The sequence below is a fragment of the Flavobacterium sp. MMLR14_040 genome (assembly GCF_033657265.1).
GTDB lineage: Bacteria > Bacteroidota > Bacteroidia > Flavobacteriales > Flavobacteriaceae > Flavobacterium.
Map to the genome: position 1 here is coordinate 1 of NZ_JAWVWO010000029.1, position 14,934 is coordinate 14,934.

Sequence of the window (14,934 nt, forward strand, 5' to 3'; positions counted from 1 at the left end):
GTGAATGATCACAGTAAGTTTCCTCTCTGTTAAAACAAAGATAAAAAATATTAAAATTAATTAGGTAATTAAGATAGTACCTAGGGCAATCGGTTTCATAAGACGTCTCGGTTTTAAATTTAAAAAAATGCCATTCTGAGACTTCAAAATCAACGTTTTTAACCCCATCTTGTCATTTCGACAGAGGAGAAATCTTCGCAAGTAACTCCGCAACGAGAATCCAATCTTTGTCGAGCTTCTTACGAAGATTTCTCCTTGCGTCGAAATGACAAAAAATAAGAACTTCGGAACTTTGCGAGATTATTTCTTCAACACAAAAAAGAAAGTAAAGTCTTAGTGGTTATAAGCGTATTTCCTATATTTGCGGTTCTTAAACTACGACCTTAAGAACAAAATAGACTTTGCCCTTGTATTATGTGTGCGGTATCGGAAACGACCGCAAACGCTGTCGTAGGCGTAAGAATCACTAACGTACAAGGGTTTTATATTTCTTATAACTACGACATTATGAGTACAAACAACCTCTCCAAAGAAACAGAAACAAGGCTGCTGAATTTCTTCAACAACACAATAGAGCCGGAAACGCTCGCCAAAACAATAAGGCAATTAAATCACATTGTCGCTTTAGGAGTTTTAAGAAAACACGAAACCCTTCAAAACGAAATTATCAATGTAGAAAATGGCTTTTTTTGGCTGAATGAACTAGCCGAAATTTTAAATCCATATCTGGATTTGGAATAGGATTTTATTTTTTATGTGATAGATTAAAACCTCGATTTTTTAGAAGTCGAGGTTTTTTATTGTTTATAATCTTCCGTTTAGGTTATATCATGAAGTTTTTACATTCTTTCGAGAAGTTTTTAGCCGAACAACCTAAAACTTTACGAACACAGACTAAAATTTTAGCTTACCTACCTAATCTTTAAGGTTCACAACCTAAAGTTTTACCCAAAACACCCTAAACGTTTAGCCTTATAACCAAACACTTCATGTTAAAGCCTAAACGTTTATAAAAAACCCGTATAAATACTTGTTGTGTTGGTTTTATTTATAACTACACTTGTTGAGACAAATTTTATTGTGATTATGGTTTTCCGTAAAGTGGGTCATTATTAAATAGTGAACTTTGATTCAATTTAATAATTAACTATAATATATTATTTTTTGAATTTCAATTTTATTAATCTTCGCAATTAACAATTAAACAATTTTATTTATGAAAATCGTAAGCTTCACATTAGAAAATTTCAGAGGATATAAAGAGTCAACAACAATAACTTTTAATGACTTAACTGTTTTAATAGGTAAAAATGATATTGGAAAATCAACTATTTTAGAAGGTTTGGATATTTTTTTTGAAAATAGAAAACTAGATTCTGATGATGTTAATATAGAAGCTAAAAAAAATAAAGAAACTGTGAAACTTACAGCAATTTTTTCAAACCTCCCAGATGAAATTAATCTTGATGCAGGCGCTAAAACAAATTTAAAGGATGAATTTTTATTAAATTCCGAATTTTTACTAGAAATAAAAAAAGACTTTTCAGCTCTCACAAAGCCTAAAACTTTTATTGTATGTAATCATCCAACTAATGAAGATGCAAATGATCTTCATAGCTTAAAAATAAAAGATTTACAAACAAGAATAAAAAAATTAAATATTGATGGAGATTTCAAAGCTAGTATAAAAAATGAAATACGAAAAGCTATCTGGGATAGTTTAGGAGAAACATTATATTTAGATAAAACTGATTTAGAAATTAGTGAAGAAGGTGTTAAGGATATTTGGGATAAAATATCTCCAGAACTTCCTTTATTTGCCCTTTTTCAATCCGATAGAAAAAATGATGATAAAGATAAAGAAATTCAAGATCCATTAAAAATTGCAGCTGAACAGGCTTTTAAAAAACACTTACCAATATTAAATGAGATTAAAAAAGAAGTTGAAAGAGAAGTAGGTGAAATTGCCAATTTAACAATTGAAAAATTGAAAGAAATGAATGAAGAGGTTGCTGATAAACTTTCTTTACAATATCCTTCAGAATTAAAATGGCATAATCTTTTTTCACCAACATTAACAAGTGATGACGTTCCTATGAATAAAAGAGGAAGCGGCGTTAGAAGGCTTTTGTTAATTAATTTTTTTAGAGCGGAAGCAGAAAGAAGAAGGAAAGAGAAAAATACACCAAATGTAATTTATGCAATTGAAGAGCCTGAAACTTCACAACATCCCGATTGGCAACTTAAACTTATTGATGCCTTAAAAGAATTAGCTGAAAATGGCTCTTCACAAATAATAACAACTACTCATAGTCCATCTTTAGGTAGTATTATTCCAGTTGAAAATCTGAGATTTATTCATAAAATTAATGGTAAAAACAAGATTGAAACCGGAAATGAAGATAATCTTGAAACAATTGCAAAAACATTAGGAGTTTTGCCTTCATTAGAAAAAGAACCTGAACATGTGAAAGTCTTTTTATGTTTAGAAGGTCCGACAGATATAGAATTTTTTAACAAAATTGCTCCATTATTTGGTATTGATTTAATTAATGATAATAGAATCGTTGCAATTAGTTTAGGAGGTGGGACATTGGGACACTGGGTCACAAATAATTACTTAAAAAAGCTAAACAAACAAGAAGTACATATTTATGATAGAGATGAGGATTTAAAATATCAAAATTTTGTAGACGAAGTGAATAATAGAGGTTTGGGGCATTATGCAGTTCTTACCCAAAAAAGAGAGATTGAAAACTATTTTCATGAAAGTATTATAATTCCTAGTTTTCAAGCAAATGATGGTTTTCCAATTATCCTTACTATTGATGATCATTCAGATATAACAACAATTATTGCTAAATTGAGACATGGTCAAAGAAGTCCAGGTAAGGTTTGGGAAAATCAAGGCAAAAATTATAGAGATAGATGTACAAGCCATGTAAAAAAACACTTGAATACAATTACTTCTTCACAGATAACAATCGATTTACTTAAACAAAGAAATGCTCATGAAGAAGTTAGTCAATGGTTTGAAGAAATAAAAAAACGATTAAATTAAATTAAATTATAATAACACTATTAATCAGTCTATTACTAAATTTTAAACTTATTAGCTAAAACAAGCATCAATGACTCCAAAACAAGCAACTGAAATTAGAGAGCATTTAATTAACGAACTTAATGTAAATGGTTTTAATCAAATAGTAACAGAAATTAATACTAGACTTGAAGAAAATTATGATGAAAAAGATTTTGAAAAAAACCCAAATTACCTTTGTTTTTTTTCCTTACAGAAAGTATTGAGATTCTTGATTCATTATCCAATAAAAATTTTAACGAAATATTAGAGACTTTTAATAAATATAATAGAGGAGAAAATAGTCTTGAATCAATTGCTGTAGAACTTTTAAACCAAGGTGAATCTATAAAATTTGATTTAAAAGATTTACCTGACTACAGTCAAATAACTGAAACTTTTAGAACTATTCTTGACGAAATTCGTAACGAAAATTAATTATGCTAACACAAGCTGATATAATAAGAATCAAAAATCAAATTGCAGATATTTTATATGCCAACGCAAATATTGCACCTGCAAGAACAAATACCCTTTTACCAATCCATAGTCTACAAGGCAAACTTTATGAAGCACACGTACTTGCTACAGTTTGCAAAAAATTAGCGACAGAAGAAAATTTTAGTATCAAACTTGTTGGAGGATCAAACTTAATTTTAAAACAGAAAGGTGGTGCAATAAATAGACAAGATCCTTACTTTGAAATTTGGGATGGAACAACACTTTTTGGTGAACTGTTTACTGATATTTATTTTAACACTCTAAGTTACGAAATGAAAGGATCACCAATTAGACAAACATATGGAGATTATCATGAACTTGACATTGTATTATTGGAACCTAACAAAAATGGATATCCAAAACATTCAGACATTATTATTGCCATAGAATGTAAAAACACATCAATAAAGAAGAGTATTATCAGGGAATTATTAGGTTTCAGAAGAGAGCTTTCTTTTTATACACAAATGTCCTTTCCGACATTTTTCTCTATATGGCCTGCAAGACAAATAAATTCACAACCAAATTCTATTCATATGTTATATTGCTCAGATATTCGTATAAATAGGTTTACAACTAATTGCTTACAATTTGGAATCATCTTACAACACCATAAGATGTAATAATAAAATTTTGCATACTTATTATTAATAATTTTTGGATAAGAAAATACACATATATGGTAACATTTGAAGTTGTTGAAGATAAAATAATTTTTACATATGATTATAGTGATTATTCTAATTCTGACTGGATTCGCAAAAGTATAAAAGAGACTGGATATATAAATTATAAATCAACATTTCACTTTATTGAAGAGGATTTATATAATGAAGATTTATCAGATGATTTAGAATTAGATCCGATGTCTATTTTTAATATTGAATTTAAACCTGTTTCCTTCATTTTTGCATACATTGATGGAGACTATTTTAAAGTTAAAAAAGGTATATTAAGTGATATTAGAAATATCTATTTTCACAAGGACATAAACCTTAACTTAGATTATTTCGTTGCTGAGACTAAAATATCTTTGTTTAAACAAATAATTTCTTTAATAAAGGAAGATATTTATATTGGAGGTGAGAATATAAATTCAATTCCTTTTAAGACATTTGAAGATCTAATTAAAGAGTTTCCTAATACATATGAAAAAAATCTATATGCAGACGCAAGGATAACATCTACAATAAAGAATTATTTTGAAACTACTATTGATTCTGAAAAAAAATTTCAAAATTATATTAATAAAAAGAAATCAAAAAAAGGAAAAGAATTAAATAGAATATTTCAAGATTATGAATTACTAAAATATAATACAATTCTTGAAAAATTAGAAGAAATGCTTAATAGTGAAAATTCATATAATGAAAACCAATGGCAAATAGAGATTCTTGAAATAATTTTATTACTTTATCCTAAATACATCCTTTCATTTACGGGAGTTTATATAACTATTGATTCAAAAAAAAAGAAATTTCTAGATTTTATGCTTGTAGACAGTAATGGAAATATAGATGTTATTGAAATTAAAAAACCCTTTGAAAATTCAATAATGTCAAATAATTATTATAGAAATAATTATATTCCACATAAAGATTTGACAGGAACAGTCATGCAATTAGAAAAATATATATATCATCTAAATAGATCTGGAGCTGCAGGAGAAAAGAGATTAAATGACAAATATTCTGACAGACTTCCTAAGGAATTAAGCATCAAAATCACTAATCCTAAAGGTTTTATAATTTCGGGAAGAGAAAACAATTTATCCCCTGAACAAAAGTCTGATTTTGAGGTAGTCAAAAGAAAATATAAAAATGTTATCGATATTATTACATATGACGATTTATTACAACGATTAAGATTTACAATTGAACAGATTAAAAAAATTTAAATATTTAGCTATCACAACCTCCAAAAAAACTAAATTAGTTTCCACAATTGAAACATTCAAAACCCGATCTCACGGATATGCCCTTAGATATACACAACGATAGAGCGGATTTGCAATCCATGCCCGCAAAGTAAATCACATTTTCAAAATGCTAAGTTTTCTTATCGCTGCGGGCACGGATTACAAATCCGCGCTATGAAACATAATTTCAAATCTTCCATTTCCCAAAAATTTCAATAACTTTGCCCACAACTTATGCAGGCAATCCTTAGAGAACATATCGAAAAAATAATTCCGCTTACCGATGATGAGTTTGCGTTTGTGGCTTCTCACTTTACTACTAAAAAATTTAAGAAACACCAATTTTTGATTCAGGAAGGCGATCCCGTTAAGTATTCTTATTTTGTAATTTCGGGACTTTTAAAGTTGGTTTATACCGATAATTCGGCCAAACAGCACATTGTTTCATTTGCTATGGAAGATTGGTGGGAAAGCGATTATTATGCCTATTTTACACAAACCGAAGCCACCTTGTCGCTCGAATGTTTAGAAGATACCGAAGTGCTTTGCTGTACACTTGAAGATTATAAAAAGCTTTGCGACGGTTTACAAAAAATGGAACGCTTTTTTCTGGAAAAAGCCACTTCTGGTTTTCTGGGATCACAGCGCCGTATTATTTCCTGGCAGACTTCGAATTCTAAAGAACGCTACGAACAGCTTCTGAAACAATATCCTTTACTTTTTCAACGTGTTCCAAAAAGCCTGATTGCTTCTTACTTGGGCGTTTCCCGTGAGACATTGAGTCGTTTATCTTCCTGATTTTCAGTTTTCAGTTTTCAGTCTCAGTTTCAGTCCCAGTTTCAGTCTCAGTTATAATTGGACTGAAAAATTGGTTTCACGCAGATTTCGCAGATTCCGCAGATTTCATCGATACTTTTCTCTTTTTCTATTTTCTTTTTTCTATACTCTATATTCTAAATTCTATATTCTATATTCTATATTCTATATTCTAAATTCTATACTCTGACTCTCTAAATGTGACAAATCTCACTTCATAATCGTGAGAAATGTCAAGACCTCTTTCCACATGTTATACACAACTTTGCAGTATTAATTTTAAACTGTAATCGTGAAAAAAACATCAAAAATTTTAGCATTACTATTATTAACCGCGACCTCAATATTCGCACAAAAAGCTAAACAAATGGAAAAAAGAATCATCAACCCTTGGCAATGGCAAAAAGAACGCAGTTATAACCAGGCCGTAGAAGTTAAAAATCCGCAAGGAACATTATACGTTTCCGGACAAGCCGCCGTAAATGCCGACGGAACTTCGAGCAATGAAAACATGGAATCGCAAATAAAATTGGCCCTGAATAATCTTGAAACTGTAATCGCCAAAGCCGGATATGAACCAAAAGGAATTGTTCGCCTAACTATTTATACAACTGCTACAGATGAGCTTTGGCCACATTTCAATATCATTCAGGATTGGATTGCAAAACACGGCGTTCAGCAAGCGACGAGTCTAATGGAAGTAAAAAGTCTGTTCGAAACACTTAAAGTAGAATTTGAAGCTACCGTTGTGAAATAATTAAGTGCTGATTTAGAAAGCTTTGTCAAAGTTTTAAACTTTGACAAAGCTGTTTTTAAATTTGTTAAAATTAAGTACAGAAAACGTCTGTTTTTATAAACTGGATGTTATACGTTAAAGTTTTGAAAATTTTCAGTAACTGTAAAACCAACTTAACAATTTGATCGTAAGTAAGGGTAAGACGACGTTTCTGAATGAGATAAATTCAATAACGAGATAAAAGTTCAACATTGTCACGTTTTTTGGAAAGACATTGAAGTTTATCTTATGCCTGGGATTGTCGTCTTAATTTTTATTCGCAAAAAAAATCGACAAATGTTTCAGATAACCGGAACAAACGCCGCCACGGGATTTTTTAATTTCCCAACAAATTGAAGACTGTCAATAGGATCTGCTAAATCAAGCATTTGTTTGTTGTTTCGCAATTGTAGACGGTTTAAACAGCAAGCGTCAAATTCCGGAACAAACAAATTGTATTTTTTGAATTGCTCTTTCAAATATGGCTGATCTTCCTGATATTGCGTGATACAATCTGCTACACAAGACCAAAAATCTTCTTCAGAAAGTGTGTTCGATTCTGCTAAAATGGCAGAAAGAAAACGGAAATAAAACTGAAAAACATCATTAAAAATACATAAGATTTTCAACGGTTCTTTCATATTGATGTGAATGCGCTTTACCTTTTCCGGTAACGGAATTTCTGCATTAAAAACCATTACTTCTTCGGTAATATCTTTCATAATGGCTTTTACAGGAACGTGATTTTCTAAAACCAAAATTAGGTTTTCGCCATGTGGCATAAAAACCATTTCGTGCTGATAAAAACAATGCAGTAATGGCGAAAGATAAGCGTCGAGATAACTTTTAACCCACAATTTGGCGCTAATTCCCGATTCTTTTATCAACTCACTAACAAAAGAATTCCCTGACTGATCTACATGCAAAAGAGCAGCCATTGTCATAATCTTTTGATTTTTAGACAATTTCGGGATCGGACTTTCGCGCCATAATGTGGCCAGCATTTTGTTATGCGGAATACTTCGGCCCAAAGGCTCGTATAAAAAATTGCGATAGCCAAGCGTTGCAACTTCGCCTAATAATGTAAATCCTTTTTGTTGTAGATACGCATCGTTTTCGACCAGATTCCCAACCCATTCGGTTATAGCAGGTGTACTCTCCATATAATACGGCGAAAGTCCGCGCATGAAACCCATATTAATAACAGAAAGCGCTGTTTTTGCATAAAATTTCTCTGGCGAAGAAATATTAAAAAACGTTCTAATCGATTGCTGTGCAGAATATTCGTCTTCTCCATAACTCAGACAAACCAAATGATTTTCGGCAATATCCGACGCAAAAATCAGCGCCAGTTTGTTAAACCATTGCCACGGATGCACTGGAAAGAAATAATAGTCGTCAAGATTCAAATTTTGAGATTTTAGAACATTTTCAAAACGTAAAATAGTTTCAGCATCTAATTCCTGCATTAAAACTTTTTGATAATCTAATTCGTGAATAGCTGTAAAAGTTGCCTTGCTCCTATGCCCTGCCAGCCATAACAATTGTATAGGCGCATTGGCTTCGGGCGAAAAAACTGCAAAATCATCAATATTAAAACCATTTTTACCGCTGTTGGCTACAAAACACGGATGCCCTTCTGTCATGGCATGTTCAATTATTTGGTAATCCAATTCTAATAAATCTTTTGAATTGTATTTTTCGTTCGCAATTTTATAAGCGGTGCTGTACAACGTGCTTGTAATTTCTTCTAAGTACGTTGGTAAAAGGCTTTCGCCGATGCCTAAATGATCTTTAAATTCAATTATAAATTCTAATAAACGCAATGGCGATTCAATTCCGTTTTTTGTCTTTATGATTGATTCAATGGCAATTGACCAATGATTTAAGGCTAAAATTGAAGCTTTAAAAGTATATTCAACTGTTTTATCAGGCGAAGAAATACTATATAATTTTTTTCCTTTAGAAATCGGAACAATCAATAATTCGTGTGCAAATTCACTTAACGTTTTTTTGAGCAAAAGCGCATTGGCTTTGTCCCAATTTTGTTTCGTTAAGTGCTTTATATTCTGGGTTGGTATTTCCATTTTTATATTTTTAAACCAATTGTAATGCCTTGTAATAATCTTCACGGGTGCAAAACTCTAAGTGCGCTTTTTTGTGTGGCAATTCTAAAACTTGTTGAAATACAAATCCTGCTCTTTTGTTCAGTAAATGAATTTTATGATTTCGTGCATCAGGTTCCACCACAATACGCTGGCTTTTTGAATCTGAAAAAATGAAATCAAGAATTACGGTAAAAATATTCCAGGTAAAATTGCGAATAGGTTTTTCTGAAGGCGCAACCAGTATATGCATGCCTTTATCGCCTTTTTGCGATGCATAATATTTGCCTACAACATCATTTTGAGGATCGTAACATTCTAATAAAAAGGCCTCTTTTCCATTAAAAACGCCGATGTAAACCTGCGTTCTTTCCAGAATATTGTAATATGTATTTTTTACTTCTTCGACAGAAAAACCATTCATTTCCCAATACACGGCATAATCGCGATTGACCCAGTTATGAATCAACGGAATATCTTTTTCCATATTAATTGGTCGCAGCTCAAAAACACCTAAACCGGGAATCGTTTTTACAAAAACAACAGCTGTCGCGACATCATTTTCCGGATGCGTTATTATACTATTCATCTTTAAGGTTTTAAGCGATTATTTTTTTATACGGAGCAATCGGGTTTTGCAATTTTCCCTGAAATTGTAACAACGCCACAGGATCGTCAAGATCAATCATGGTTTTGTTGTTATTCAATTGCAAACGGTTCAGGCAAGACAATTGAAATTCATTGGCAAACAAATCGTATTTCTCGAATTTAGCTTCTAAATGTGGGTTTGCTTCCTGATAATCAGAGATGCATTCAGCCACCAATTCCCAATAACGATCTTGTGAATAATGATCACTCGTAACCAAAATCGCAGACATGAAACGGAAGAATCCATCAAAAACATCAATAAAAATCGACAATAGTTTTACGTCTTCGGGAACTTCAGCATAAATTCTGTCTATGTTTTTCGGGATTTCTACGTCTGGATTTAAAATCACGGCTTCTTCGGTAATATCTTTCATGAAAGATCGCACCGGAACGTGATTTTCTAATCCTAAAATCAGGTTTTCGCCGTGTGGCATAAAAACCAAATCGTATTGGTAAAAACAATGTAATAACGGACTCAAATAAACTTTGAAATATTCTGCAAGCCATGAATCTATTGATAATGATGATGCTTTTATAATTTCAGACAATAACGAATTTCCATCTTTATCTAAATGTAAAAATGCTGCCATTGTCATTAATTGCTCGTCGTTTTTCAATTTTGCAACCGGACTTTCTCTCCATAATGAAGCGATCATTTTGTTGTATGGATTGTGTTTTCCGAAACTTTCAAAATACGGGTTGATGTAACTTACAGAAGCCACTTCGCCCAACATTCCAAAACCTACTTTTTGCAGATATTCGTCGCCGCTTAAAAGTTGGTCCAGCCATTCTGCCATTTCCGGAGCAGTTCCCAAATAAAATACCGGTAAACCACGCATAAAACCCATATTCAAGATTGAAAGTGATGTTTTGGTATAGAATTTCTTCGGATTACTTAAATTGAATAATGTCCTAATAGATTGCTGTGCCTGATATAAATCGGGTCCGTAACCCACACAAATCAATTTTCCTTTGGCAATTTCGGGAGAAAATAAATTGGCCAGTTTATTGAACCATTGCCACGGATGCACAGGAATAAAGAAATAATCATTCGGATTTTGTCCTTTTTCCTTAATTGTAGTATTGAATTTTGAAATCGTTTCGGCACCTAATTCCTGCTGAATCAAAGTATCATAGTCCAGTTTTTTTGTTCCTGCATAAACGGTTCTGTCGCGATGTCCGGCCAACCATAAAATTTTGAATGGGTTTCCGGCTTCGGGAGCATAGGCTTTATAATCCATGCTGTTGTAGCCAATTCTTCCATTATTGGCCACAAATCCCGGATGCCCTTCCATCATGGCTTGCTCAATGGTTTGAAAATCAGAATTGGCCAATGATTTTGAAGTTGAATTTTCTTTTAATAATTTATAACAGCTTCCGTAAAGTGTACTGATAATTTCTTCTATATACGACGGCAATAACTGCTCTGAAATTCCTAAACTGTTTCTGAATTCCTGAATAAAATCAACGGCATCTAAAGCTTCCTTTTTTTCATTTTTGTATTTTAAAATAGAATTCACTTCTATATTTAAATGATTCATGGCAAGCTCTTGCGCCTTAAACGTATATTTCACCGAATTATCATCAGAAACCAATGAATATTTGTTTGTATTTTCTACACCAAATTCTAAAACGGGTTCGATTAAAAGCTCGTGCGAAAATTCACAAATGGCTTTTTTAATCAATAAACGATTGGCTTTTTCCCAAACTTCGGGCTGTATGTGTGTAATGGCTTTTTCGGGAAATTCTAATTGATTTTCGGTATTCATTTCGGTATAATTAAGGTTAAATGAATCTATTTTTTTGATGAATTGTTCTCGTGTACAAAAAGAAAGCAAAGCGGTTTTATGTGGTAAATTGACAACATGCGCATCTTCAAAACCTACGCGGTGACAGATGTCGAACATTTTTTTGTTTCTGATATCCGGTTCAACCACAATACGTTGAATCGTCAAATCCCTGAAAACAAATTTCATAATGCTCGAAAAAATATGCCAGGTAAATTGATGTACCGGTTTTGTTGACGGTGCCACAATTACGTGCATACCGCAATCATATTCCTGAACGGCATAATAATTTCTGATTATATCTTGTTTTGGATTGTAACGTTCCAGTAAAAAAGAAACTTCGCCATTTACCAATCCGATAAAAACATCAGATTCTTTGGTGATTTTTTCATATTCTAATTGAACTTCTTCTAAATTTTTCCCCTGCATACCCCAATATTGGGCATAATCACGATTGACCCAATCATGAATTATTCTGGCATCAGTTTCTAATTGCAACGGACGAAAATCGATCGTGCCGAAATCAGGAATTGTGGTGGTATAAATAGGATTATATGTACTCATTTTTTATACTATTTTAATTAAATATTTTATTTCATTTGTAGATAAAATAATGTTGCTGTGTTGAAAATATAGCCACAGATTAAAGGATTTAAAAAAAAATCTGCTGCATCTGCAAAATCTGCGTGAAAAAAAATTTAAACATTCTTGGCAGAAATACTTTGCGTAGACGCACTGCTGTGTGCCTCTACGATAAAACCTTGTGGATATATTAAAAATTTATGTAAAAAAATCTTCATTTATAAACCAACTTTGAATTGATTTTTAATTTTTAATTCTCAATTTTTAATTCTTTTCAACTGTTTACAAGAACTTCGTTATGCTTCTTTATTTTTGCGCGTAATTGTGCTTTAATTTCGTTATAAGCAAGCTGAACGCTGAGACTTGTGCCAATCACAACAGGAAATAATCCTAAAACAATCCATTGATCGTGTTGCCAGAAACCGAAAACATACATGCCCCAATTGATCAAAACCCATTGAAATACATACAAACTCGTAACATGTTTACTGCAGAAAGTCAACAAATTAAACACGGGATTATTTTCTTTAAACAGACTTACAATTACATTGATCAGCCAATACAAAACAAGGTTTAATCCTAGTATTAAAATGCTTCCGCCAGGTCCTAAATGATAATAATCTCCAAAATGATATTCAGGATTTGAGAAGTTTAAAAGTCCTCCAACAGCCATAAAACCAAGTCCAACTAAGAGCATTCTCTTGAAAAATAGCTCTTGATTTTCGTTTAATTCTTTGTACCATCTTCCCATAAACATTCCCACTAAAATAAATGCACTCCATGGAAAAACAGGGAAATAAACATTAAACTGATTGCTAAAAAACAAATCGCAGATATAATCTAAACCTGTAATACCGATTCTAAATCCGCTTAATTCTTTTGAAACAGAAATGATTAATAAGGCGACTGCAAGTGGCACGTATTTACTTTTACTAAAATGATTGATCAATCCCATGATAAACAAAGTGATTCCGGCCAATTGCAAGATATCGCCCAAAAGCAAAAAGAAAATTCCCGTTTCTAAAGTCCCTGATTTTAAGCCGTAAGCCGAAACAAAAGCTTCTGGAAGTCCGCCAAAAATGAATTCGGGAACCAGAAATTTCAAAAAATTCATTCCGTAACCAACTGCCAGAATGTATAAGGCTCTTTTGCAAACGGCCAGAAAACTTTGTCGTCTTGATAACACAAAAGAAATTCCCATGCTCACCAAAAACATTGTAGTTCCGCGGCCTAACCATAAAATAATTTCTCCTAAAACGGTATTTGTCTGGGTTGCAATTGTACCGTAAATTAGCATCGTATGCACCATCATCATTAAGATCACACTTGTTCCTCTGGCAAAATCAATTGCCAAAACTCTCTTTTTTTTCTGAATTGTTTCCATAACTAAGCGATTGTTTCAAATACCGGATTCTCAATAACTTCTGCCACCGGAACACCAAATTCCTGAAAAGCAATTTTAGTTTCGATTGCGTAATGCTCTATTCCTGTAATTTCTTTGATGATGTAGGAGTTTCTGTAACATGCCATTCCTAAATCGGGCGTAACAAAACCGTGCGTGTGCAATTCGGCATTCTGGACAAAAACCTCACTGGCGTTAGTGTCAATACTGTAGTTTCTGTTGGCGGCAAAACGTCCTTTTTCGTCCCATCGAATTCTATTGGCAATTCCCTCTAAAAACTGAGGCAATTTATAACCGTAGCCTGTTGCCAAAACCAGTGCAGCTGTTTTATGGCGGTATCTTTTATCTTGCTCGACCTGATGTAGTTCCAATTCAAAAAACTGCTTATTTTCATCAAAAGAAGCTTTTGTACAAGCGGCATTTGTTCTAAGGTTTACATCAATTTCTGTAATTACTTTTTTGTTGTAAATGGTATCAAAAATTGTTGCAATCAGGTCTTTATTGATTCCTTTGTATAATAATTTTTGATTTTTTAGCAAATGATCTCTTTTGTCTGAAGGAAGATTGTAGAAATAATCTACATATTCCGGAGACGTCATTTCGAGCGTTAACTTGCTGTAATCCATAGGGAAAAATCGCGATGATCTCGTAATCCAGTTCAACTGATATCCGTAAACATCAATTTCCTGCAAAAGATCATTAAAAACTTCAGCAGCACTTTGTCCGCTTCCTAAAACCGTAATTGATTTTTGTTTTTGAAGCTCGGCTTTATTCTGAATATAAGTTGAGGAATGAATTGCTTTTCCTTTTAAATTTTGGCAGGATTTCGGAATATGTGGTGCAGTTCCGGTGCCTAAAACAATTTTTTTTGTTTTGTAAATTGTCTCAATATTTGTTTTAACAGAAAGCGTTTTTACGATATAAAGCTCCTGATTTTCATCGTATTCGATTGCGGTAACTTCGGTATTAAAAAATACGTTTGGCAATTTTCTAATCGCCCACTGGCAATATTGATTGTATTCGTTTCTTAGCAATAAAAAGTTTTCACGAATGTAAAACGAATACATTTTTCCTTGTTCTTTGATGTAATTTAAAAAACTAAACGGACTCGTTGGATCTGCCAAAGTCACTAAATCGGCCATAAACGGAATTTGCAATGTCGTGTCCTGCAACAACATTCCGGGATGCCAGTTGAACGATTCGTTTTTATCAAAAAATAAACCGTCGAGATTTTCGATTGGTGCTGTCAAACAGGCCAAACCAAGATTAAAAGGCCCTACTCCAACAGCTATGAAATCGTATGTTTTATTTGTCATTATTA

General features: G+C 32.5%; 12 protein-coding genes. 7 read left to right on the forward strand and 5 right to left on the reverse strand.

The window, feature by feature from the left end; all coding sequences use genetic code 11:
• Window positions 1-507 precede the first annotated feature (507 nt).
• The 7 genes from SD960_RS22335 to SD960_RS22365 all read left to right on the forward strand — a co-directional run bounded on the left by SD960_RS22335 (window position 508) and on the right by SD960_RS22365 (window position 7,071).
• Entirely contained in the window at window positions 508-741 is a 234-nt protein-coding gene (locus tag SD960_RS22335; protein ID WP_318806066.1) for a hypothetical protein, read from the forward strand.
• A 475-nt stretch (window positions 742-1,216) separates the two neighbouring features.
• Window positions 1,217-3,061, forward strand: coding sequence for an ATP-binding protein (locus SD960_RS22340; RefSeq protein ID WP_318806067.1), 1,845 nt, complete (start codon window positions 1,217-1,219; stop codon window positions 3,059-3,061).
• 70 nt (window positions 3,062-3,131) lie between these two features.
• Window positions 3,132-3,350 (forward strand): hypothetical protein, encoded by a 219-nt coding sequence (locus tag SD960_RS22345; RefSeq protein ID WP_318806068.1) that lies wholly within the window; start codon window positions 3,132-3,134, stop codon window positions 3,348-3,350.
• 169 nt (window positions 3,351-3,519) lie between these two features.
• Window positions 3,520-4,203, forward strand: coding sequence for a hypothetical protein (locus tag SD960_RS22350; protein WP_318806069.1), 684 nt, complete (start codon window positions 3,520-3,522; stop codon window positions 4,201-4,203).
• A gap of 56 nt (window positions 4,204-4,259) precedes the next feature.
• The gene (locus SD960_RS22355; RefSeq protein ID WP_318806070.1) at window positions 4,260-5,477 is read left to right on the forward strand and encodes a Shedu immune nuclease family protein; all 1,218 of its coding nucleotides are present in this window, start codon (window positions 4,260-4,262) and stop codon (window positions 5,475-5,477) included.
• Between the two features lie 255 nt (window positions 5,478-5,732).
• Window positions 5,733-6,296, forward strand: coding sequence for a Crp/Fnr family transcriptional regulator (locus SD960_RS22360; protein ID WP_318806071.1), 564 nt, complete (start codon window positions 5,733-5,735; stop codon window positions 6,294-6,296).
• A gap of 385 nt (window positions 6,297-6,681) precedes the next feature.
• On the forward strand, window positions 6,682-7,071 hold the full coding sequence (locus tag SD960_RS22365) for a RidA family protein (protein WP_318806073.1): 390 nt from the start codon (window positions 6,682-6,684) through the stop codon (window positions 7,069-7,071).
• 320 nt (window positions 7,072-7,391) lie between these two features.
• On the opposite strand, the gene SD960_RS22370 is transcribed toward SD960_RS22365, so the two are convergent.
• The 5 genes from SD960_RS22370 to SD960_RS22390 form a co-directional block, all read right to left on the reverse strand.
• The gene (locus tag SD960_RS22370; RefSeq protein WP_318806074.1) at window positions 7,392-9,176 is read right to left on the reverse strand and encodes an IucA/IucC family siderophore biosynthesis protein; all 1,785 of its coding nucleotides are present in this window, start codon (window positions 9,174-9,176) and stop codon (window positions 7,392-7,394) included.
• A gap of 10 nt (window positions 9,177-9,186) precedes the next feature.
• Window positions 9,187-9,783 (reverse strand): GNAT family N-acetyltransferase, encoded by a 597-nt coding sequence (locus tag SD960_RS22375; protein WP_318806075.1) that lies wholly within the window; start codon window positions 9,781-9,783, stop codon window positions 9,187-9,189.
• A 10-nt stretch (window positions 9,784-9,793) separates the two neighbouring features.
• Window positions 9,794-12,193 carry a GNAT family N-acetyltransferase gene (locus SD960_RS22380; RefSeq protein ID WP_318806076.1) on the reverse strand — a complete coding sequence of 800 codons (2,400 nt, stop codon included), beginning with the start codon at window positions 12,191-12,193 and terminating at the stop codon, window positions 9,794-9,796.
• 292 nt (window positions 12,194-12,485) lie between these two features.
• Window positions 12,486-13,595: a heparan-alpha-glucosaminide N-acetyltransferase domain-containing protein gene (locus SD960_RS22385; protein WP_318806077.1), complete on the reverse strand. Its 1,110-nt coding sequence runs from the start codon at window positions 13,593-13,595 to the stop codon at window positions 12,486-12,488.
• A gap of 2 nt (window positions 13,596-13,597) precedes the next feature.
• Window positions 13,598-14,929, reverse strand: a complete 1,332-nt coding sequence (locus SD960_RS22390; protein ID WP_318806078.1) for a lysine N(6)-hydroxylase/L-ornithine N(5)-oxygenase family protein — start codon at window positions 14,927-14,929, stop codon at window positions 13,598-13,600.
• Window positions 14,930-14,934: the final 5 nt, after the last annotated feature.

Excerpts from the sequence above, each read along its gene's own strand:
- SD960_RS22360 (WP_318806071.1), top strand. The coding sequence starts at position 5,733 with ATGCAGGCAATCCTTAGAGAACATATCGAAAAAATAATTCCGCTTACC.
- SD960_RS22355 (WP_318806070.1), top strand. The coding sequence starts at position 4,260 with ATGGTAACATTTGAAGTTGTTGAAGATAAAATAATTTTTACATATGAT.
- SD960_RS22350 (WP_318806069.1), top strand. The coding sequence starts at position 3,520 with ATGCTAACACAAGCTGATATAATAAGAATCAAAAATCAAATTGCAGAT.
- SD960_RS22385 (WP_318806077.1), bottom strand. The coding sequence starts at position 13,595 with ATGGAAACAATTCAGAAAAAAAAGAGAGTTTTGGCAATTGATTTTGCC.
- SD960_RS22380 (WP_318806076.1), bottom strand. The coding sequence starts at position 12,193 with ATGAGTACATATAATCCTATTTATACCACCACAATTCCTGATTTCGGC.
- SD960_RS22370 (WP_318806074.1), bottom strand. The coding sequence starts at position 9,176 with ATGGAAATACCAACCCAGAATATAAAGCACTTAACGAAACAAAATTGG.
- SD960_RS22390 (WP_318806078.1), bottom strand. The coding sequence starts at position 14,929 with ATGACAAATAAAACATACGATTTCATAGCTGTTGGAGTAGGGCCTTTT.
- SD960_RS22340 (WP_318806067.1), top strand. The coding sequence starts at position 1,217 with ATGAAAATCGTAAGCTTCACATTAGAAAATTTCAGAGGATATAAAGAG.
- SD960_RS22335 (WP_318806066.1), top strand. The coding sequence starts at position 508 with ATGAGTACAAACAACCTCTCCAAAGAAACAGAAACAAGGCTGCTGAAT.
- SD960_RS22345 (WP_318806068.1), top strand. The coding sequence starts at position 3,132 with ATGACTCCAAAACAAGCAACTGAAATTAGAGAGCATTTAATTAACGAA.
- SD960_RS22365 (WP_318806073.1), top strand. The coding sequence starts at position 6,682 with ATGGAAAAAAGAATCATCAACCCTTGGCAATGGCAAAAAGAACGCAGT.
- SD960_RS22375 (WP_318806075.1), bottom strand. The coding sequence starts at position 9,783 with ATGAATAGTATAATAACGCATCCGGAAAATGATGTCGCGACAGCTGTT.